The organism is Lacticaseibacillus paracasei subsp. paracasei, assembly GCF_000829035.1.
Taxonomy (GTDB): domain Bacteria; phylum Bacillota; class Bacilli; order Lactobacillales; family Lactobacillaceae; genus Lacticaseibacillus; species Lacticaseibacillus paracasei.
The window spans coordinates 2035575-2057537 of the sequence record NZ_AP012541.1 but is presented as its reverse complement, the minus strand read 5'-3'; the positions used below and the strand labels follow the sequence as shown (position 1 = coordinate 2057537).

The window sequence follows — 21963 nt, the reverse complement described above, 5'->3', positions numbered from 1 at the left end:
CATGATTGGTATAGCCAATTTACTATTAAACAATAACAGTTAATAAAAATGACGACTGGTGATTTAGGCCTGTGATAAAACAAACGTTTATCACAGGCCTTTTTTGGTACCTTCGACTCTCCTTTTCTTCTTGAAAATAACCGAAATAAAAAGTTCTTATGAACTTCCTTATATTTGACCATGACAATATGTTGAAGAAAGTATTCTGATAGTAAACATGCTGTAACGAGACTGTAACAGTCCAGTGTTAATGTAGCAGTTGTGAACAAAACGAAAGCAGGAGTGACGATAAAGATGAAATTAAAGCAATTAGTTACAGGCTTTATCACAGTTGCAACATTGGCTGGGGTTGGGGTTTCAGGGGTGGCTGCCACAACAGTTAAAGCTGATGACGATAAGTCTAGTTTGACTGCCAAGAATGATGCCTTGCTCAAGCAAATCCAAACGGCAAATGAAAAAACCGCGAAGTTGAGCAATGATGTTTCTAACAAAGCATTAGACATTAAGAATGCTGAAGAAAAAATTAGTGCTAGTCAGGCTAAAATTGCCTCTTACAACCAACAAATTGTTAAGGCGCAAGTCGAAGTCGGCAAGCGTAAAGACAATCTGAAGGAACAATTGATTTCATTGCAAAAGCAGGTTGGTAATTCAGTTACAGGCAATATCTATTTTGACTTTGTTTTGAATTCAAACAGCCTTACAGATCTTGTTGGTCGTTCACTGACGGTCAACAAACTTAGCCAAGCCAGTGCAGAAGCATTGCAGGCGGTTAAGGACTCACAGGCCAAAGTTAAGACCCTGCAAACGGAACAAGAAGCCAAGCAAGAAACACTTGTTGCGACAAAGAGCCAGTTGGAAAGCGACAAGGCTAAAATCGAAAGCTTAAAGAGTGATGCTGAAAAATCTGCATCCGATTTACAGCAAACGCTTGAAGCTAACAAAGATAAGTTGGCTCAGTTGGCTGCCAGCGAAGATGCTGCTAAAGCTGCCGCAGCAACCGCTGCTGTTGCCGCAACACCATCTGCTTCTTCAACCAGCACCGCCTCAAGCAGTGCAGCATCAAGTAGCGTTAACACCAGCACCAATACCAGCACCACCAGTGCTTCTTCAAGCGCCAGCGCTTCACAAGCACCTGCTTCAAACACCAGCTCGGTTTCAGTTTCCGGTGGCAGTATTGCCAGCAACGCCGCTAAGTATATCGGTGTTCCGTACGTTTATGGCGGCACTTCACCATCAGGCTTTGACTGCTCAGGTTTGATCTACTATGCAGCTAAAGAAGCTGGGATCAGCTTGCCACGGACTTCGCAAGCTCAAAGTACGCTTGGCTCATACGTTTCCGTTTCTGACTTAAAGGCCGGTGACTTGGTCTTCTGGGGCGGCGTTGGTAGTGCTTACCACGTTGGTATTTACATTGGCGGTGGCCAATATCTTCACGCACCAGCTCCTGGTCAAAACGTTACGATTCAGAGCATGGCATACTTCGCACCAAGCTTCGGTCGTCGTCTGTAAAAATATCGTTCACATCCTGCAATAGTATTTGAAAGGTCGATCAAGCGTGATCGATCTTTTTTTCTACTCTAAGCAAAACATTCTTTTATAAAGGGGGACACACGCCATGGTGACAATTACTGATCAAAAACCAACTATGCCCGAGGTTTTGGCACTTTATAAAAGTGTCGGTTGGAGCATGTATACCCGCGATCCTGCGCGACTTGAACGGGCACTGACCCATTCATTGATGGTGTTAGGTGCGTATGAGGGCAAACAGTTAGTTGGCTTAATCCGAGCAGTCGGTGACGGCGAAACCATTCTTTTTATTCAGGATCTGTTGGTTTTGCCAGAATATCAGCGTCGAGGTATCGGCAAACAATTAATAGAAGCTTTGCTGGCGCGGTTCCCTGAAGTGCGGCAACGGGTTTTATTGACGGACGATGATCCGAAAACGCGAAGCTTTTATAAAGCCGCTGGGTTTGTGGAGAGTCAACAAATGGGCGTGATTGCTTTTTATCATGATCAGCATTAGCCATTCTTAGTTGGTAACAGCGTTATTGATAAACCGAATCAATCAACCTGTTTTCAAGCTGACTAATCCGCGCTGATTTGGTACAATCGAGGCAATCATTTAAGAGGAGGCTGATCATGAAAGCTGCGCATAAGTTGATTGTGATCACTGGGGCAACAGGGACTGGCAAAACGACGGTGAGTGGTTATCTCCGCGATAATTATCGCATCCACCGCGTGATGACGCACACCACCCGTCCGGCGCGCACAGGGGAAAAGAATGGGGTCGATTACTATTTCGAAACACCGGCGAGTTTTGCGACCAAACATTTTATCGAAAAAGTCACTTATGCTGGTTATGAGTACGGTTCCTCCCATGAATCGCTTGAAAAAAACTGGACCAAGCATCCCTTCCTTAGTATTGTTCTAGACACAAAAGGTGCCATTACCTATGTGCGTGAGTTGCCAAAGGAGGTCGTGGTCTTATTTTTAACAATTGATAACCCAACGGTATTAAAAGATCGGTTGTTGAGCCGTGGCGATGATCCTGCCATGGTTGCTGCGCGGTTGAAAAGTCCGGAATATAAACGCGATTTAACCTTGCCAGACGAACTAAAGCCGTTTGCCACTGTGATCAAAAATGACAGTTGGGATGAGGCGCGCGAGCAAGTGGATCAATTTATGAAAACCTTGGCTTTGAAAAGTTGCGGCCTTGCCCGCATCGATTTAGAAGAAAAATAAGGCGCGAGCCACGGTGATGATCACCGGTGCTCGCGCCTTGCTACATGTTGTTTGAATAATGCGATAAAATTACTTGACTGGTTTCTTAACGGCTTTAATCACGCGTTTTGCCCGTGAACGGGTTTTCGGGTTTTTACTCTTCAACCGCCGTGCTGCGGATGCGTAGTCAGCTTTTTCTGCCATATTGCTTCCTCCTGTTTTGCGTGGTACACTAATGATTGATTAATCGTAATCAATACGATTTAATAGTCTACACGCCATTAATCAAAGTGTCAAGCTAAAGGAGTTCGCATGGATAACACAACGATTGCATTAGAAGAATTGAAACAGCACGGTTATCGCGTGACCAAGCAGCGTGAATCGATGGTTGATTATCTCGGCAGGAATCAGCATCGCTACACGGCGGTGACGATACTGGATCGTTATATGCGTACCCAATTTCCGGGAGTCTCTCACGATACTATTTATCGAAATGTCAAATCATTTATTGAGATGGGCATTGTTGAAAGCCGGATGCAAGATGATCAGATTGTTGTGAAATTACAGTGTGATTTCCAGCATCCGCATCACCACCACTTTATTTGTACAAATTGCGGGAAAGTGATCGAGTTGAAAATGTGTCCACTCAATTACTTCGAGAAACAAGTGCCGGGTGCAAAAATTCAAAGTCATAATTTTGAACTTTATGGGCTGTGTGCGGAATGCCAGCAACACGCAGACCGCCTTAAAAATGCCTAAGCGACAGGCGAGCATGTACATGTTGATGTATGTGCTTTTTTTATGAACGCAGGCGGCAGCGCTTTGAAGACAGGGCGTCAGCGGAATGCGCCCCGAATGAGTTGAGGTGGAAGACGTTTAGGTGTACGTTGTCGGCTTCTTCCATCTTTGAATGGGAGCGTGTTATCAGGGCAGACATGACCACCATTTAAAGACTCCGGAAATGGCAAACTTGTCATCTTAGCAAGAACTTAAATGGTATCATCTAGTTATTGAGGTACAATTAAACGATGGATGAAAGGAGCTGGCTTCATGGCTTATCGTACCCCGCCATTATTACCACCGACTGCGATTGTGTCACTCATTGTTTTGATTAGTGCATATAACATTGTGAACACGATCAATCCGGTGAACCAACCAAAATCGGCGACTGAGCAAAGTGAATTGGTATCAAAAATAAAATCAGAATCTGCCTCGCGCGCTGGTCAGTCCGCGTCGTCACATGTTGCACCGAGTCAAGCTTCGGCGTCGCGGCAACCAGAGGCTAGCCAATCGCAGGCTGAAACCAGCAATCAAGATCAAAATGATGATAACAGCACCGTGAGTTCGGCTGCTTCAACTCAGGAACCAAGCAGCTCAGACACAACGTCAACCCCGTCTGCTTCTGCCTCAACAAGCTCAACAACACCTAGTCAGCAGAATAATAATCAAAATGGACAAGAAACAGACACAACCGGCTCTGGCGGTCAGTAACTCGCGGAAAGGATGAGATCATGTTAACTGTTATTGATATTATCAACCGCGTGTTGGGCTATTTTAACGTTGCCGACAAACCCAAGGGGAAAGCCTTCACGTGGGTGGCACTCATTGCCAACTTCTATTTACTATATGTGGCGATTCAAAACCTGCGCTATCCGGACTTTCGCATTCGCGGCGCACTGTTTATGCTTGCATTTGTTGTCTTTTTGTATTTTATTGGCTTGAACTTCTTATATTATTTTACAAATAAGACAACGAAGTTTGACATTTCACCCAAGGTTGAAAAATGGCTTGGCAGTAACGCTGCCAAAAAAACCGCTGTCGAAAATGAATTGCGCACACAATTGGGTGCAGCACCGGCTCAAGGCGTTTTTTCACAAGATCAATTGCTGACGGCCGATGTCACCATGACGGAGGAACAGCAAGCCAATTTGGATACGCTTGTCGATAGCCTCGTTAAACAAGGTGTGCTGAGTTTGAATTATCAAGGACTAGATGACAAAGCCGTTGGTCGTGTGGCACAGGAGACGCAACAACCGGTTCTGGCGATTGGCGCACCGTTCCCGTTGCCATTCTTTGATCTACAGCACCTAGACAGTAAGCTTGTCATCACGGGCGGCTTGAATGCCTTAATGGCCAAGCCACTGGCCACCGTTGATCGGGTCGGTTTGTTGCCGGTCGAAGCGGCGCAGCGTGACTATCATCTTGTGGTTGCGAATGTCTTTTTGATCGGTGGTGAACAGAAGCTGCTGGGTCGAAGCGGCTTACGCAAGGAAGCGCAACCTTACAGTTTAACCGTGCAGTTGGCGTATCAGGACAAGGCAACTACTGGTGATCGGCAGCCTGAGCATGAGGCGGAGCCTTTGGACTCACGACACACAACGCGCGAAAGCCAACGCGAAACTGCTAAGATGACCAATGAGCCAGCCCCGTCAACCTCGCAGGCTGCATCCAAGCCCTTGCCGACTCGCGAAAGCAGACGGCATCGCCACGATGAATAAACTGTTATGAAATAGTTGTGCCATCAATTGAAAAAAGGCTACAGTCAGGACGACGTTACTTTGGCTCTACGTCAACTGGTGTTGAAGAATAAATTTATCATTTGAGGCGGTTCTCCATTTGGGGAGCCGTCTTTGTCATGTTATGCCGTGATTTGGTAGATTCGTTTGAAGAAGTTCAGCTGATTCTTGAAGCCAAAACAGGATCGTTTGAGTGACTTGATGAGGCGGTTAACCCCTTCGATCGGACCGTTGGAATAAGGGCTGGTGACAGCGGCGAGAACAGCGACTTTGTGTCGCTTAAGCGTCGCGATCGTCATGTCCATTGCCGTACCGTTTGGCTCGTAAGTAGCTAACAGGTTTGCCAGTTCCGTGGGATGTTTCTTCACCATCAAGGCATCATGAAGCGCTAAGTAGGTCTCGTAGGTTTGCTTGAGCTTGGGCTCAGTATCAAGTGCGATATCGATGGCCTCCTGTTGCGTGACGTATTCATTCAAACCAAACAGGAACTGTTTGTGTTTAGCGTCAGGCGCAGTTTGATGAAAAAGCCGCCAGTTTGTCTTCATGATCTTATAAGGACGGCTGTGTTTGTCATCAAGCTGTTTGAGCGCTTGGACGCGTACCTGATCAAGGGCACGAGCCGCAAGTTGAATGATATAGAACCGATCAATGACGACTTGGGCCTTGGGGAAAACCTCATGAATAATCGTCTGATAAGCTGCATTCATGTCCATGGTGACCGTCTGGACCCGAGTGCGTTCAGCGAGTGAATAATGAGCGATGAAGAAGTTTTTAATCGTGCGGTTGAATCGGTCACCAAGCAAGGCAATCAGACGATGTGAATCGGCATCAAGACAGATAAACGACATCATGCCATGAGTGGAAAGGAACTCATCAAAGCAGAGTCGCGTGGGCAGCCGGCGAGCCGGTCGGAGTTTGAGATTTTGGTCAATGATCCGTTGAACCGAGGAAGCTGAGATTCCGATAATACGGGCGATGGTTTTGACTGGCAACCGTTCATGCGCTAACTTCATGATTCGCTCTGTCATGTGAGTGGCGATCGTGTGGTTGGGTTGCACGAGTGGCGTCTTGGCACTGACTGTGTGGTAACAGTTATGACAGCGCCATCGTTGCTTGTGCAAGTCAATGACTGTCGGCATTTCAACCCCATTGAGGACGCGCACGTGGGCCGTATAAAACCCGTTAGGGTGCAAGGCCTCAAAGCCACACAGTGGGCACCGGGTTAACCGGTAAGTCAGCTCGGCATCAATCACATGATACTGGCGGCGACGTACCCCGTTGCCGCGATATTCATGACGAACAAAGGCAACTTTGATATTATGGTCTGGTATTCCAAGGACGGACAGTGTAGGATCGTATTGGGACATTTACTCATAACCTCGCTTGCTTTTGGTTTCGACGCTAACAAGCATAGCATGGACACTGAGTAGGTGTCTTTTTGCGTTATCCAAAAAGGGCCTACACGTTCAGTGTTGATTATTTCTCAACACCAGAAAGTGTAGACCCGTTACTTTTCTAGAAACGCAAAAGTGACGTTGGCCTGATTTTTTTGAGTGTGAGTTAGGTGATTAACCAGCGGCAGGCAATCAAGATAACTGTCCTTTTGAATGGTAGCAAGGCAATCATAACGTTTTAGGACTGATTCATTTGTCATAGAAGGGTAGCTACTGACGTCTGAGCGGTTTTAGATACCAGTGATCACAAGACCTTTTAAAACTTCATAGAACGCTCAGAAGTCCCAAATAAAGGCGATGAGAAGCTCTTCAAAGCAAAAAGGTTGTCATAATGAATAAGAAATATTTGCGCATTATTAAGTTTCTCTGTAAAATCCATGATAAGCATCAGTGAACCCAAGGAGGTCCTCGAACATGTCAATGATCGAATTTCATGACGTTAATAAGTACTTTGGTAAATTTCATGCTTTAAAGAATATCAATCTCACAGTTGATCGTGGTGAAGTTGTCACCATCATTGGGCCGTCTGGATCCGGCAAAAGTACCTTACTTCGTTGCATCAATGGGCTGGAGCGGATCACATCTGGACAACTAATCGTGAATGATTTTGACCTAGCTGACAAGAAAACCGATATGAACCGCATTCGCAAAAATGTGGGTATGGTTTTCCAGCATTTTAACCTGTATGCCAATAAGAATGTGTTGCAAAACGTGACCTTAGGACCAGATTTGGTTCTGAAACGAAATAAGCAAGAAGTTGAGCAGGAAGCGCATGATCTGTTGAAAATGGTTGGCCTCGAAAATAAAGCCGACAGTTTCCCAGGTGAGCTTTCTGGTGGACAGCAACAGCGGGTAGCTATCGCCCGCAGTTTGGCGATGAAACCTAAAGCTATTTTGTTTGACGAACCGACCAGTGCACTGGATCCGGAAATGATCGGCGATGTGCTGGATGTGATGCAGAAAATTGCCGAACAGGGCATGACCATGGTGGTTGTCACTCACGAAATGGGCTTTGCTCGTCACGTCGGTAATCGGATTGTCTTTATGGATGACGGCCAGATTCTGGTTGACTCGGCCAATGTCGATCAATTCTTTGATGATCCTCAAGAACCACGGGCCAAGGAATTTCTCAGTAAAATTATTAACCACTAAGGGCGTGAGCTGGGCGGTGAAAATGGCGCGTAAACGGCCTTGGAAGTGATGGCCTTGGCCACCATGATCAAGATCCTTATGCGCAGATTTCTACGCCAGCGATCGCGTTTAAAGAGGAGGAAGTTGAATGGCAAAATTGTGGAAACGCATGCTCCTGCCGTTGCTCTTAGTGTTGTTAATGATGCCACTAAGTAGTTGCGGCAAAAGTGTCGCCGATCGCGATATTTTAACAACTGCCAAGACGACAAATACGATTGTCTGGGGTGTTAAAGCTGACACCCGTTTGTTTGGACTGATGGATATCAAAACCGGTAAAATTGAAGGTTTTGATGTCGATATGGCTAAGGCAATCACGAAGCAGATCCTTGGTAGCAAAGGCAAGGCCCAACTGGTCCAGGTCACCAGTGATACTCGGGTGCCGATGATCAAAGGCGGCAACGTCGATGCGGTGATTGCAACGATGACAATTACGCCAGAACGTCAAAAGATTTTGGATTTTTCCGATGTTTACTTCAACGCTGGCCAAAGTATTTTGGTTAAAAAAGGCAGCCCGATTAAGTCCGTCAAAGACTTGAAGAAGGGGACAAAAGTCATCGGGGTGCAAGGCTCCAATTCCGTTGACAACGTTAAAAAAGCCGCGCCAGATACCACCGTTTTGCAGTTGTCTGATTATGCGCAGGCTTTTACTGCGCTGAAGTCAGGGCAGGGCGATGCACTCACGACTGACAACGGCATTCTTTATGGGATGTCCGAACAAGATCCAAATTATATCGTCACAGGCGGAACCTTTACGAAGGAGCCTTATGGGATTGCGATCAACAAGGGTCAAAAACCATTTGTGCAAGCTGTCAATAAGGCGATTAAGCAACTTAAGCAAAACGGCACCTATGCCAAGTTAATTAAGAAGTGGTTTGGTGATGTGCCAGGCTTCAGTCTCAAGGAGGTGGAATAGCATGTGGTCAATTCTTACCAATAACTGGGGAACCTTTATGTCCGGTGTCGGTTACACACTGGCTTCCAGCATTCTCGCCTTGATTGGCAGTTTAATCGTTGGCACCTTGTTCGCACTCCTAGAAATTTCGCCATTCAAGAGTTTGCGGGTGATCGGGCGCATTTACGTTGAAATAGTGCGGAATATCCCGCTGCTAGTTATTACATTGGCTTTTTACGTGATCGTACCGCAGTTCATCGTTAAAATTGACGGTTTTACGGCTGGGACGATTGGTTTGCTGATTTATACCAGTGCATTCATCGCGGAAACGGTGCGTGCCGGCATTGAAGCTGTGCCAGGCGGGCAAATGGAAGGCGCTCGTAGCATTGGTATGACGTACAATCAAGCGATGATCCAGATTATTTTCCCGCAAGCTTTTAAAATGGTTATTCCGCCATTGGGCAATCAATTCATCAACTTGGTCAAGAACAGTTCTGTCCTCGCTTTTGTTGCTGGGTTTGACCTGATGTACCAAGGCAAACTGATCGCCGCCACGACGTTTTCCACCTTTGATACGTATCTGATTGTTGGGGTTTTCTACCTCGTGTTGACGATGCCATTAAGTTATCTGATGCGATATCTTGAGAAAAAATGGGTCACCGCCTAGAAAGGAGCAGGGCTTATGCATAATTTTATTGACGCGTATTCATGGATTAACCTGCGTTACCTGCTTCAAGGACTAGGGGTGACACTGGAAGTTTCGATTGTCTCGATATTCTTTAGCTTTATTCTGGGCGTGATTCTTGGCCTAGCACGTTACGTGAAAATTAAATATTTTTCAGCAATTGTAGGTTTTGTGATTGATTTGATTCGAAATCTGCCATTACTGCTGATTTTGTTCTTCACTTATTTTGCCTTACCTGACATTGGCATTCGCTTGAATGTTGTCGCTGCGGCGATTATCGCCATGAGCATTTTCGAATCGGCCATGCTCGCCGAAATCGTCCGTTCTGGCATTAACGCGGTGCCGCGTGGCCAGATGGAAGCCGCTCGCAGCAATGGACTCACGTTCTATCAAGCCATGCGCTATATCATCATGCCACAAGCCTTGAAGAAAATGATTCCGCCAATCGTCAGCCAGTTTATCTCGCTGGTCAAGGACACCTCGCTGGCCACCATCATTCTCTTGCCAGAAGCAACCTACCACGCGCAAATTATTTATGGGCAGAATATCAACTATATGATCCCGATGTTTGTGGCGCTGGCAGTGATGTACTTCGTGGTCAACTATGCCTTGTCACTGGCAAGTCGTTGGTTGGATCGGCGGCTCGTGCAGTCGAATTAGGATCCATGTAGCTTAGAAAAATATCATAGTAAAGGAGCGGCGCTAGACAGCGGCGCTTTTTATCATTTTGCTAACATTTTCAGTAAGTGGCAGTGACATGACAGAAGCTGTGATACGATAATGAAGAAAATGAAGTCACCATAATGGAGGAAACTATTTTGAGCAACTACTTAGTGACTGGCGGAGCCGGCTTTATTGGGTCCAATTTAACCGAACTGCTATTAACCGACCCGAAGAACACCGTGACCATCGTCGACGATTTATCAATGGGTCTGCGGGAAAATATTCCAGACTCTGATCGGGTGACTTTTTATGAACACAGCATCACGGACCATGATTTCATGTCCCGTTTGCTGATTGACGGTAAATTTGACTACATCGTTTTGCTGGCGGCAATTGCCAGTGTGGCAGATTCCGTTGAGCGCCCGTATGCAACGCATTTGGTGAATCAAGAGGCCAATCTTAGCATGTTGGAAACTTTGCGTACGCATCAAATCAGGTTTAAAAAGCTGTATTTTTCGAGCTCTGCAGCCGTTTACGGCGATTCACCAGCATTGCCTAAAGCGGAAACCATGGCAGTTAAACCGTTGACACAATATGCGGTGGATAAATTTGCCACTGAACGGGAAGTTCTTAACTATGGGCGGCTGTACAACATGCCAGTTGTCTGCACCCGCTTCTTCAACGTATACGGTCCAAAGCAAAACCCGAAATCACCATACAGCGGCGTTTTGTCAATCATGATGGATGCGTTAAAAGCCGACAAGCCGTTCACCTTCTTCGGCGATGGTGAGCAGACACGTGACTTTATCTATGTAGGCGATGTTGTGCGGGCCATTCGCGGTTTGCTCGAAACACCGAGTGCCCGAGACGACGTGTTTAATGTTGCAAATGGCCAGCAAACCTCGTTAAATCAGGTCGCTAAAGAGCTTGAAAAGTTAACTGGCAAAACACTGCACGCGACTTATCAAGAACCCCGATTGGGCGATATCCGTGACTCGTATGCTCAGGTAGACAAGCTGGATCAGTTCGAGTTTATGCCGCATACGCCGCTGGCTGAGGGGTTGGCGAAGTATGTGGCGTCATTGCAGTGATAGATTGATTGGCCATATGGTACAATGGTGGCTGATAATTTTAGTGTCAGACGTTGTTTGCTTTGAATAAGGAGAAAACCCGTTTTGAAAAGTGCACCGCGCGTATCTGTCATTGTCCCAGCGTATAACGCTGCCGCTTATCTTCCGGCCACGATTCAATCTGTACGACAACAAACATTTCAGGACTTTGAAATCTGGGTGGTTGACGACCAATCAACTGATGACACGGTGGCTGTTGTTCAGAAGTTAATGACCCAGGATGCCAGAATTAAGCTCGTTCAACTTTCAGCGAATCAAGGAGTTGCCAATGCCCGCAATGTTGGTGTTGCGCATGCTCAAGGACAATATGTCGCCTTTTTAGATAGTGACGACATGTGGTTGCCAAAAAAGCTCGAGGTTCAGATTAGCTTTATGCAGGAGCATCAGGCTGATTTCTCGTACTGCAATTATGATGTTGTTGATGATCATGGTACTCAGGTTGGTCAGCGAAAAGTGTCGCAAACTCAGTTAACTTATCAAGAAATGCTAAAGGGTAATCGTATTGGACTGTTAACGGTGATGCTGACTCGAAAGACTGCCTTACAGTATCCATTTCCACAGATAAACCATGAAGATTACGCTTGCTGGTTATCCATTGCGCGCAGTGGTATAGTTGCCTATCTTGCTTCAGATCTGATTCTGGCTAAATACCGGAAACATCAGACTTCATTAAGCTCCAATAAACTTCAGGCTGCTCAGTGGACATGGACAATCTATCGGCAGCATGAGCATTTAGGATTTTTCAAGAGTTTGTATTATTTCATTCACTATTCGCTGATGGGCATTACTGACAAACGCTGATATGCAGAAAAGAGGAAGATGATGATTCCCAAGATTATTCATTATGCCTGGTTTGGGACAAAACCGCCTGCTTTCGTTGAGGCGCGTGTCCAAGAATGGCGAGAGAAATTGCCGGACTGGGAATTTAAATTCTGGAACGATCAAAACTTTGACTTGAGTCAATACGCGTTTTCGGAAAAAATGTTTCAAGCTGGTAAACTTGGCTATGCGGCAGATGAGTTGCGCTATGCGGTTTTGTATCAGTATGGTGGGTTTTATCTGGATACGGATATGATCGTTAAAAAAGATCTTGCGCCATTTTTAAAGCAGAGAATGGTATGGGGATTTCAATATGATAACAGCATTTTGACATCATTCATTGGTGCCGAGGCCAAGGAACCATTGTTGGCAAAAATTTTAGATGTCTATGCTGGGCGGCGATTTCCTGAACTGCAAAATGACATGCAAAATATGACGAGTAATCCAGTGGTGACTAAAATTTTGATGAAGCTCTATCCGGAGTTTCGGATGAATGGAAAACAACAGGAACTAGCGTCAGGGATTCTTGTCTATCCTCGAGATTACTTTACATATGCAAGCCGAAATCGGAGTGCGAATTACATGGAACATCTTTTCGATAATTCTTGGGGCAGTGCGAATCTAGGGTTTCGTGGGCGATTCAAGCATATCTTTAAGACATTCTTTCCATATTTGTGGGCAGACATTTCCGCTCGAAGAGGCATTAAGAGTGCGGAAAGAGATGGTATTCCTGACCAACGCTGATTTTTGATGGCTATTGATCATCCAGCACGTTGCAGGTTGACACCGGCCTTCAGTGCGGTCAAATTTTAGACGTATGCTATAATGAGTGAGCTTGTTTTCAAGTAAAGATAATTATTGAGAGGGTTGCTGTATGAAACAGAGTGCCGAGTGGAATGGCTTTAAACGGCTGTTAACGATGATTGGTGATGTCGGTCTTTTTAATTTAAGTATCCTACTCGCCTTCTATTGGCGTTTTGGTGTAGACATTCCGGAGTGGAACTTTAAAATGTATGAAGGATCAGCGATCTATATTTCATTGCTGTTCTTATTGGTTAATTTTTTCCTAGGCGTTTACGTTTATTATAATCGGCGGATCAGTGACATCATCTTCAACACTGTTTTGGCACAATTGATTACGATCTTGGGATTGACGATGATCACCTTCATGGGCCGATTTTTCGCGTTTCCACGATTGGTGCTGGGGTACTCATTCCTGCTCAGCATTTTGATTCTTGGTGTCTGGCGGGTGTTCATTTATTACATGTACATTCGCTTTACGAGTAACTACAAAGTCGCAGTTTTATCCTATGAACATGAACTGCCAGCAGTTTTGGAAAACTTCAATTCGGCCAAGAATAATAAGCATAAAGTCACCTACGTTATTTCTGATCATTTTGTTGAGAATGCCAAAGCCATTATCGATAAGGTAGACATTTTCTATCTGACCAAGAGCTTGCCTGATGAAACGCGTCGTGAGATTATTGATATCATCATTAAGCGCGAAAAGACGATCCTCCTGCCTTCAACGTTTGATAACCTGTTGATGTTGCGTCCCAACCTTATGAACTTTGAAGATGAAAGCGTCATGGGAATTACACAATTTCGAATTAAATTTGAAAGTGCCGTTCTCAAACGCATTTTTGATATTGTTGTTGGACTTCTCATGCTGATTTTGGCCTCGCCATTTATGTTGGTTACGGCTTTATTGGTTAAATTGACCTCACCAGGGCCAATTATTTATAAGCAAACTCGAATTACGCTAAACCAACGTGAGTTCAAAATTCTGAAGTTCCGAACGATGTCGGCTACAGCTGAGGCAAAATCGGGCCCTGTTTTGGCAACTGCACATGACTCACGAATTACGCCGGTTGGCAAGTATTTGCGTAAATTTCGGCTGGACGAATTACCCCAAATCTTTAATGTTTTAAAGGGTGACATGTCAATTGTGGGTCCTCGACCGGAGCGACCTTATTTTGTGAACCAGTTTAACGAGCAGGAACCCCATTATTACTTGCGGCATAACGTTCGTGCTGGTATTACTGGTTATGCTCAGGTTTATGGCAAGTATGCCTCTGATTATCATAGTAAACTGAAGTTCGATCTGCTGTATATTAAGACCTACAGTATTTTTCTGGATGCGCGTATCTTATTGCAAACAATTAAAATATTGTTTGACAAAGTTTCCTCACAAGGGTTAGATGAAGACCCAGAACCACCACGTCAGAAACTTCATGATATTGTGGTGGAACAGGACATTACGCATTTAAGTTAATTGAAGTGAATAAAAGTTCATTGACATGGCTGCCTTTTCCAAGGAACCATGTTTTTTATTTTCGGAAAGTTAATTGACCTGTCAGTGAATTATTAAGAGTAGTGGCATATAATATAAGTAGATAAGTAGGGAGGCAATAAAGATGAAGAAGACACTATTATTAATACCTGCCGTATTGCTTCTTTTTACAGCTGGGTGTGGCCAGAACAGTCAAAGCAGCAGTAAAAGTGGATCGGTGAGAACAACTCAATCGAGCAAAAAGACCGCGAAAGCCTCAACAAGTCAGAAGCAAAAAAAGACAGCCTCCAAGAGCAGCAGTTCGACTAGCTCAAGCACAACTGAGAGTGCAGATGCGGCTTCTTCCTCTACCACCAATACAAGTGGCACTGCAAACGTTGACCAGCGCTATGCCGCTTTGAAACAGGCGACTTTTAGGCAACTTGGCAATCCTAAGTGGCCAAGCGCTTATCAAGTTGATCAAACCCAATACTTAAATATTTTTACCACTGGCGATAGTCAAAATTACTCGATTTTCTTCAGTCCTGGAAGTCATGCATTAGCTTATAATGATGCAACCCTGCAAAATGTGAATGCAGAATTAGCGATTCAAAAGAAGACTTATGGTAATAATGCGCAAGCTCAGGCACAGATTGGCGCTGCTCAATCAACTCAAGGGTTGCCGCAAGTCGCGATCGGTGATGGCATTTACGCGGCAAGTCAGGGAGCAGCGGGTTCTTCTTATTTAACTTGGAATGAAGGACGATGGACTGTGACAGTTAAGGCCTCAGCGGTTAACGGTGAAGATCCTTTGCCTCTTGCCAAAGAAGCGGTTACCTGGTTTGCAAATAATGCGTTGCCGGCACCAGAAACACACGGAACAGTTGACTTAGCTGTGACCGCCGCGAATACCCGTCAGAATCAGATCACTTGGACTGAAGGCAATGCAGTCTATCAGATCTCTGGGCTTGACCCAATGAAAACGATTCAAGAAGGCACGGCGACACGTTAGCTTAGGTTGGTTTATCTCAATAACTGCTTCTCATTAATCTGATTAAAGTAATTCTCTTGGAGATTAACTCTGAGAGGATTTTTTTTTTGCTTGACGTAGTGGGCAGGAACGGAATGAAATGATAAAGTGATCGCCAGTGGTTTAACGAGTAATTTAGATTCCCACTCGATAATCTGCTATACTTTTTTCGTAAGTTCAAAAGGGTCTGAGCCTTTTGCTCAACAATGATTCTATAATAATTGAAAAGAATGAGGTGCCAAATTGGCAAAAATTAAAGTGATGACGGTCTTTGGAACCCGCCCTGAAGCGATTAAAATGGCTCCGGTCGTTTTAAGTCTAAAGAACCGCAGTGACGAATTTGAAGAAGTGACCGTTGTAACCGGTCAGCATCGGGAAATGCTGGATCAAGTATTATCGATTTTTCATATTGAACCCAGCTATGATTTGAATATCATGAAATCACGACAAACGTTAGCCGACATCACAAGCAATGTGATTTTGAAACTGGGTCAGATCATTGCTAAAGAAAAGCCGGACATTGTATTAGTGCATGGAGACACGACAACCACTTTTGCGGCAAGCATTTCGGCTTTTTACCAGCAGACAAAGCTTGGGCACGTTGAAGCGGGGTTACGGACTTGGAACAAATACAGCCCATATCCTGAAGAAATGAATCGTCAACTGACCGATGTTTTGAGTGATCTTTATTTTGCACCAACAAATCAAAGTCAGGCAAATCTTTTGAAGGAGAATCATCCAGAAAGCCAAATCTTTGTAACAGGCAATACAGCAATTGATGCCCTTGATCAAACAGTGCGAGATGACTACCACCACGAAGTGTTAGATATGATCGATCCCAATAAGAAGATGATTCTAGTGACCATGCATCGTCGCGAGAATCAAGGGGACCCGATGCGTCGAGTTTTCAAAGTGATGCGTGAAGTTGTTGAAAGCCATCCGGATATTGAAATTATTTATCCAGTACATCTCAACCCCGTTGTTCAAGAGGCGGCAGACGCCATTCTTGGTCACCACAAGCGAATTCATCTGATTGATCCTTTGGATGTCGTTGATTTTCATAATCTGGCGGCAAGGAGTTACTTCATCATGACAGATTCTGGTGGTGTTCAGGAAGAGGCACCATCTTTAGGAAAGCCAGTGCTGGTTCTTAGAGACACCACTGAGCGGCCTGAAGGGGTTGAAGCGGGCACGCTTAAACTAGTTGGGACTGATCCGAATACGGTTAAAACAGCTATGTTGCAATTATTGGATGATCCAACCGAATATCGGCGAATGGCAGAAGCTAAGAATCCATATGGCGACGGTCATGCATCTCGTCGAATTTTGGATGCTATCTTGTATGACTTTGGTAAGATTCAAAATCGTCCGGCGCCATTTAAGTAGAAAAATCATCAGTCATCCTCGCCACTACAGAATCTTGTAGTGGCGATAGTAGTTAAGGAGGAAGTTTGAGTATGGCACTGCCCACATTGTGGATTGTAATTCCTTGTTACAACGAAGAAAAAGTCTTGCCCATCACGGCACCGAAGTTTTTAGCCAAACTCAATGACTTTATTCGTGACAAAAAAATTAAGGAGAATAGTCGGGTTCTTTTCGTAGATGATGGATCAAACGATCGCACATGGGAATTGATTCAACAATTTGCACAAAAAGATGCTCACTATCTAGGCATCCAACAAAGTCGCAATCGCGGCCATCAAAATGCTGTCTTAGCTGGCTTGATGACAGCTAAGGATCATTGTGATATCACGATTTCCATTGATTCGGATGGTCAAGATGATATTAACGCTATGGATGCCATGATCGCGGCGTATACAGATGGTTGCGAGATTGTTTATGGCGTGCGATCCGATCGGCAGACTGATTCTTGGTTTAAACGCGCGACCGCGCAAGGCTTTTACAAATTCTTGCGATTGATGGGCGTGGATGTTGTTTATAATCATGCGGATTATCGACTCGCCAGCAGTAAAGTATTGCAACATCTTGCTGATTTTAAAGAAGTTAATCTATTTCTTCGAGGAATGTTTCCACTGGTGGGCTTTAAAAGCACTTCAGTTTATTATGAACGACATGAACGACTGGCAGGCAAGAGTCATTACCCCCTGTCAAATATGGTGTCATTAGCGATTAATGGCGTGACAAGTTTATCTATCAAGCCAATTGTCTTTATTGCCGAACTAGGAGCTGTAGTGAGTATATTGGGCTTTATTGGTACTATCTGGGCTGCTGTGATGGCATTCAAGGGGGCCACGGTTGCTGGCTGGGCATCCATTGTTTGCATTGTGTCATTTTTAGGCGGTATCCAATTACTTAGTCTTGGCGTCATTGGAGAATATGTTGGCAAAACGTATATGGAGACGAAACATCGACCACGTTTCATTATCAGTGACCAGACATGGGAGGAGACTCAAGAGAAAGAGCAAGAAAAGAAAAACCATTCTCAATAATAACTGAGGCAGGCCTTAAGACTCATTGGATTTTGGTTGTTAGTATTAAAATGACTCTCTTGAAGGCGGCGAAGCGAATTGCCCAACTCGGCGATCTTTTTTACCCCATTCGGTGCTAAAATTGACACCACTCGGCGAAAGAATTGACCAAGAATTTCAAAAGTGGCATCGCTGAGCGTTTTCAGCGATGCCACTTTCAGTTTTACGGGAGCTTGTCTCCTCGGCACTTACCCAGGTATTTCACGATGACTTCTTTTCCATATTCGAAAAGCTCGTCATCCGTCAATTTATCGTTATTTTCCCAGATAATGTCCACCAGTGCGTCGCCAAGCACGTTTTCCCAGTCTTCCATTGCGTCTGTATGTGCATAGAACAGCGCCAATCGTTGTTCCAGTTCTACTGAAATCATGCAAATTCGCCTCCGATTCCATACCGCTCGCGCATCGATTTGTCGCCTTGGATAAGGAGCTTGTAAGAATCGTGGACGATTCGGTCAAGGATCGCATCCGCAATCTGTGGATTTCCCAGCTTACTATGCCAGCCTTCCGGCGCGAATTGAGTACAAAAGATTGTTGAACCACGCTGACTTCGATATTCGATCAACTCAAGAATAGTCTGAGCTTGTTCATCGTTGATCGGCGTCAAAAGCCACTCATCGATGATCAAGAGTTCAACTTTCTTGTACCGTTCAATAATCTTATGAAAGTCACCGTTTGCCTCATGCTTCGCTACAATCAAATCATCAATCAGTTCGGGAAGACGCACATATTTTACTTTATGAAACTGATGGCAAGCCTCAATCCCCAAAGCTGTCGCCAACCATGTTTTCCCGTTACCTGAAGCACCCATTAAGATGACGTTATGGTGCTCTTGAATATACGTGCCAGTCGCAAGGCGTTGAATCAAGTTCCGATCCAACTTACGATCCGGCAAGTAATTGATATCAGCTATACATGGCTCATTCGTCCGAAAATTTGCACTCTTGATCAGTCGATTCAGCCTATTTGACTGAAGGCTTGCGTAAGCCGCATCAACGAGTAACTTGAACCGATCATCAAAGTTCATTGATCGATATTCTGTGTTGCTTTCCTGTGCTTCCAAGGCATTTGCCATAGAGGTAAGCTTCATCTGCCGTAACTTCCGTTGAGTTTCGTCATTTACCATTAGTCATTTCCTCCAAAGTATGCTGCACCACGAGTAAAACCGTAGTCGGGTTCGTTAATCGTCTTTGGTGCTGGAATCTTTTGACTTTTCATAACCCGTTCAACTACGGACACCGTCGGTGCGGTCGCAATTTTCATCACGGTCGTACACGCGGCTTCGATTTCAATAGCTGCGTATTTTCTAGCTAAGCCTTTGAATCGAAAAGCTGCACTTAGACCTTGTTTTTCACTTGCCGCCGATTTAAGTAGATATCGCATTACGGCAAGCGTATTGATGCCAACCTCTTCCGCCCAAGCTAATGCGTTCTCAGGTGTATGATCGACGAACAGTTTATGTTCTGCTGGCAAATGATCGTGATTGGTTGAAAATTGCCCGAATTTACCGGTTAGTCGTTTATGGGAGGCAATTCGATTACCTTTGTAGAAAACTTCTACGATATCTTTCGTCACCTTGATATCCACTTTAGATGAGATATACTCGTAAGGAACAGAGTAAAACTGACTTTCCACGTTGATGTGGTAGTCTAATTGCACGATGGCAGTCCGCCAACTGGCCATCGTATAAGCTTGAACAGGTAATGGTCGCAAGGCAAAGCTTTCTTCGTCATGAAACGCCGAAAGGCGACTACCTTGTTTATATTTCTTTGTGAATGGCCGTTCGTTGAACTCCTTGAGTTTGATGCGAACGGCCTTATTTAATTCCTCGAGGCCAAAGAATGTTTCATTTCGTAGCGCTGCTATAATCCATGTTGATACTGTCCCCACAACACCTTCGACAGTCGGCTTATCCTTTGGCTTCCGGACTCGTGCTGGCATCACAATTGTGCCGTAGTGCAAGGCTAGATCTCGATACATTTCATTCAAGATGATTTCGCTATGCTTGTGCGAAGTCACACCCGTTTTGAGATTGTCGGAAATCAGATATTGCGTCACACCACCAAAGAATTCATACGCATGAATGTGTCCAGTAAGCCACGCCTCCTGTTGTTCAGTCATAAATGCCTCACAGTAGCTGTACGCACTACACGGCAAAGAAGCGATGAACAGATATGCCTTGATGATTTCTCCAGTTTCGCGATCGACGATATGCAAAGGTGAGCCCGCCCAATCGACCTCCATCACTTCACCTGGTTTACGCCGGATCCGCATAGTTGCCTTATATTTCTGCGCATAAGCACGATAATACTGGCAAAAGGTTCGATACGCATACGGAATTGTGCCATTTTGTCGGCACTCTTGCTCATATTCATAATGAACCAGGGATAAGGTGACGTTAGGCTTAGCCAATTCCTCGTGTATCTTTTCGAAGTCGGGTATCTGCCGACCTTTTGCCATCGGTTGCTTCTGAGGAAACAACAAGCTTTCCAACCAAATATCATCCACATCATCAGTAAATGGTGGACTAATCTGATGTAGCTCAGCTTGCTTGATAACTTCAGAAATCTTGGGACGTGAATTCCCAGTGATTGCCGCAATGTCTCGCTGCACCAGCTCTTGAGCGTGAAGCTCAAGAATTTGACGGTAATGAATAGCCATTACAAAGACCTCCTGTATTTAAGAATTGCACGCGCTTACACGTATGCTACCCGTAGTATACAGGAGGTTTCTGTATTGTTGGTCAATTTCTTCGCCGACCTTGGACAATTTTTTCGCCGAGTGGTGTCAAAAACTTCGCATTACCTGGTAAAGCTATATGCCGTCTTCATCTCTAGTAAGTCAAGCTTTCCAGAGAGTCAACGTAAAGCGACAACTATTAAATCCCTTCATCAATTTGACGTTAGGATTTTACGGGAATTGTTTCTTTTGGTCGAATAGTTTTTATTTTCCTTTGGATGAAGGCAATGACGCCTGCAACAAGGTAACTTAGTATGATCACGAGTAGGCCATAGATGACACTGTGTGCAGCAATTGCAGCATTACCGTGTAGGAGACTGGCAATGAAGGGATGGTATAGGTATAGGTTCAGGGACCATGCGCTGCTGATCAAAAACAGTTTGTTGTCACATTCAACTTTATAGCTGATGATCATGAGGGCGAGTGCGAAGAAAATCTCACTGAGCATTCTGTATCGCATTAAACTGTGAACTTCGTCAAGTGTAAAACATATGGCGAATAAAGTTGATGTGCTGAGCATGATAGGCGAATAGTAACGTTGAATAAAGGGAATAAAACGATCTTCGTAGTAGGCAAATAAGACACCTGTGGGAAAGACAAAAGCAGCATTGATTAACCATTCACCCATGCCTTTTTTCCAAATGTAACCCGTGTAAATGGCTGTCAACAACAGCAAAATAGCAAACAGAGGTAGCGCATGTCCTTTTGACAATTTCATTGCCAGCCAAAATGCTAAGTAAAAGAAAATGATGGCTAATATAAACCAGCTATCATTGACAAATGGCGCGCCATTTGTCATCGAAATAGCAGCTTGTTTCAATGTCAAGCCCATTAGAAAATGTTTGATAGGGAAAATTAAAACTATGGCTAATATGTATAGCGTTACAATCGGCAGAAGCCGGTGTGGAAGGAAGCTCTTCAAATAAGAAGGGCCTTTGATCTGATATTGTCGCATGATGCCATAACCAGAGACGAAGAAAAAGATTGCAACCCCAAGCCGTCCCGCCAATGATAGCCGAGAAGCGAAGAAAGTACCCGCAACTGGTCCAAGTTCCTGATTAATATGGTGAAGAATGATGAAAATAATGCTGATGCCCTTTAAGTTGTTTGTGGTATTTTTTCCTAAGTGGCCCTTTTTGAGATTCTGACTCTGCTGCATGCTCGCAAGGATCAGTCCGATGAATGGTAACAAAATAATGTCCATACAGGTACTCCTCCATTTATGTTGCTTTCTTCACATTAATGCTCGCAAAATAGTATAACATGCAAAAAAAGATCAGAGGGTTTTTATTGTGTCATGCTAGTATGAGGGTTGAAGTTACTGAGGGTCCACCGAATGAGCTATCGCCGTTCGGCTGCTTGT

Annotated in this window: 23 protein-coding genes; 17 read left to right on the top strand and 6 right to left on the bottom strand. The window is 44.7% G+C overall.

Annotated elements, in window-relative coordinates; translation table 11 throughout:
* The first annotated feature begins 294 nt into the window (after positions 1-294).
* From LBPC_RS10205 to LBPC_RS10195, 3 genes are all read left to right on the top strand, one after another.
* A complete protein-coding gene (locus LBPC_RS10205) occupies positions 295-1509 on the top strand; it encodes a C40 family peptidase (RefSeq protein WP_003575783.1) in 1215 nt (404 codons plus the stop codon).
* 106 nt (positions 1510-1615) lie between these two features.
* Complete coding sequence (locus LBPC_RS10200) at positions 1616-2023, top strand: GNAT family N-acetyltransferase (protein WP_003566583.1); 408 nt, start codon at positions 1616-1618, stop codon at positions 2021-2023.
* 116 nt (positions 2024-2139) lie between these two features.
* On the top strand, positions 2140-2742 hold the full coding sequence (locus LBPC_RS10195) for a guanylate kinase (protein ID WP_003662762.1): 603 nt from the start codon (positions 2140-2142) through the stop codon (positions 2740-2742).
* 69 nt (positions 2743-2811) lie between these two features.
* On the opposite strand, the gene LBPC_RS10190 is transcribed toward LBPC_RS10195, so the two are convergent.
* Positions 2812-2925: a putative metal homeostasis protein gene (locus LBPC_RS10190; protein WP_003662763.1), complete on the bottom strand. Its 114-nt coding sequence runs from the start codon at positions 2923-2925 to the stop codon at positions 2812-2814.
* 108 nt (positions 2926-3033) lie between these two features.
* Between LBPC_RS10190 and LBPC_RS10185 the strand changes: the two genes are divergently transcribed.
* From LBPC_RS10185 to LBPC_RS10175, 3 genes are all read left to right on the top strand, one after another.
* Positions 3034-3480, top strand: a complete 447-nt coding sequence (locus LBPC_RS10185) for a Fur family transcriptional regulator (protein ID WP_003566577.1) — start codon at positions 3034-3036, stop codon at positions 3478-3480.
* Between the two features lie 291 nt (positions 3481-3771).
* Positions 3772-4212, top strand: coding sequence for a hypothetical protein (locus LBPC_RS10180; protein WP_003566574.1), 441 nt, complete (start codon positions 3772-3774; stop codon positions 4210-4212).
* Positions 4213-4232: 20 nt separating this feature from the next.
* Positions 4233-5219 carry a DUF6681 family protein gene (locus LBPC_RS10175; RefSeq protein WP_003599329.1) on the top strand — a complete coding sequence of 329 codons (987 nt, stop codon included), beginning with the start codon at positions 4233-4235 and terminating at the stop codon, positions 5217-5219.
* A 140-nt stretch (positions 5220-5359) separates the two neighbouring features.
* Here the strand turns inward: LBPC_RS10175 and LBPC_RS10170 are convergent, their stop codons facing one another.
* Positions 5360-6604 carry an ISL3 family transposase gene (locus LBPC_RS10170; protein WP_041091558.1) on the bottom strand — a complete coding sequence of 415 codons (1245 nt, stop codon included), beginning with the start codon at positions 6602-6604 and terminating at the stop codon, positions 5360-5362.
* Between the two features lie 501 nt (positions 6605-7105).
* Between LBPC_RS10170 and LBPC_RS10165 the strand changes: the two genes are divergently transcribed.
* The 11 genes from LBPC_RS10165 to LBPC_RS10115 all read left to right on the top strand — a co-directional run bounded on the left by LBPC_RS10165 (position 7106) and on the right by LBPC_RS10115 (position 17823).
* The gene (locus LBPC_RS10165) at positions 7106-7843 is read left to right on the top strand and encodes an amino acid ABC transporter ATP-binding protein (protein WP_003566570.1); all 738 of its coding nucleotides are present in this window, start codon (positions 7106-7108) and stop codon (positions 7841-7843) included.
* A gap of 127 nt (positions 7844-7970) precedes the next feature.
* Positions 7971-8795: a glutamate ABC transporter substrate-binding protein gene (locus LBPC_RS10160; protein ID WP_003566568.1), complete on the top strand. Its 825-nt coding sequence runs from the start codon at positions 7971-7973 to the stop codon at positions 8793-8795.
* Between the two features lies 1 nt (position 8796).
* The gene (locus tag LBPC_RS10155; RefSeq protein WP_003566566.1) at positions 8797-9441 is read left to right on the top strand and encodes an amino acid ABC transporter permease; all 645 of its coding nucleotides are present in this window, start codon (positions 8797-8799) and stop codon (positions 9439-9441) included.
* 15 nt (positions 9442-9456) lie between these two features.
* Complete coding sequence (locus LBPC_RS10150) at positions 9457-10119, top strand: amino acid ABC transporter permease (protein WP_003575766.1); 663 nt, start codon at positions 9457-9459, stop codon at positions 10117-10119.
* 143 nt (positions 10120-10262) lie between these two features.
* The gene (locus LBPC_RS10145; protein WP_004561980.1) at positions 10263-11213 is read left to right on the top strand and encodes an NAD-dependent epimerase/dehydratase family protein; all 951 of its coding nucleotides are present in this window, start codon (positions 10263-10265) and stop codon (positions 11211-11213) included.
* A gap of 84 nt (positions 11214-11297) precedes the next feature.
* Positions 11298-12053 (top strand): glycosyltransferase family 2 protein, encoded by a 756-nt coding sequence (locus tag LBPC_RS10140; protein WP_003599326.1) that lies wholly within the window; start codon positions 11298-11300, stop codon positions 12051-12053.
* 21 nt (positions 12054-12074) lie between these two features.
* The gene (locus LBPC_RS10135) at positions 12075-12815 is read left to right on the top strand and encodes a glycosyltransferase family 32 protein (RefSeq protein WP_003599324.1); all 741 of its coding nucleotides are present in this window, start codon (positions 12075-12077) and stop codon (positions 12813-12815) included.
* 130 nt (positions 12816-12945) lie between these two features.
* Positions 12946-14346 carry a sugar transferase gene (locus LBPC_RS10130; RefSeq protein WP_003566555.1) on the top strand — a complete coding sequence of 467 codons (1401 nt, stop codon included), beginning with the start codon at positions 12946-12948 and terminating at the stop codon, positions 14344-14346.
* Between the two features lie 142 nt (positions 14347-14488).
* Positions 14489-15355 carry a hypothetical protein gene (locus LBPC_RS10125; RefSeq protein WP_003566356.1) on the top strand — a complete coding sequence of 289 codons (867 nt, stop codon included), beginning with the start codon at positions 14489-14491 and terminating at the stop codon, positions 15353-15355.
* 261 nt (positions 15356-15616) lie between these two features.
* A complete protein-coding gene (gene wecB / locus LBPC_RS10120) occupies positions 15617-16759 on the top strand; it encodes a non-hydrolyzing UDP-N-acetylglucosamine 2-epimerase (RefSeq protein WP_003599322.1) in 1143 nt (380 codons plus the stop codon).
* A 71-nt stretch (positions 16760-16830) separates the two neighbouring features.
* Positions 16831-17823 carry a glycosyltransferase family 2 protein gene (locus LBPC_RS10115; RefSeq protein WP_003599319.1) on the top strand — a complete coding sequence of 331 codons (993 nt, stop codon included), beginning with the start codon at positions 16831-16833 and terminating at the stop codon, positions 17821-17823.
* 202 nt (positions 17824-18025) lie between these two features.
* Here LBPC_RS10115 and LBPC_RS10105 read toward each other — a convergent pair whose 3' ends face one another.
* From LBPC_RS10105 to LBPC_RS10090, 4 genes are all read right to left on the bottom strand, one after another.
* Entirely contained in the window at positions 18026-18232 is a 207-nt protein-coding gene (locus tag LBPC_RS10105) for a hypothetical protein (RefSeq protein WP_003663192.1), read from the bottom strand.
* The gene (gene istB, locus LBPC_RS10100) at positions 18229-18987 is read right to left on the bottom strand and encodes an IS21-like element helper ATPase IstB (RefSeq protein WP_003663191.1); all 759 of its coding nucleotides are present in this window, start codon (positions 18985-18987) and stop codon (positions 18229-18231) included. Before istB ends, LBPC_RS10105 begins: the two co-directional genes overlap by 4 nt.
* A complete protein-coding gene (istA, locus tag LBPC_RS10095; RefSeq protein ID WP_003663190.1) occupies positions 18987-20522 on the bottom strand; it encodes an IS21 family transposase in 1536 nt (511 codons plus the stop codon). The genes istB and istA overlap by 1 nt, the downstream gene beginning before the upstream one ends.
* Positions 20523-20763: 241 nt before the next feature.
* Positions 20764-21804, bottom strand: coding sequence for an acyltransferase family protein (locus tag LBPC_RS10090; protein ID WP_004561983.1), 1041 nt, complete (start codon positions 21802-21804; stop codon positions 20764-20766).
* Positions 21805-21963: the final 159 nt, after the last annotated feature.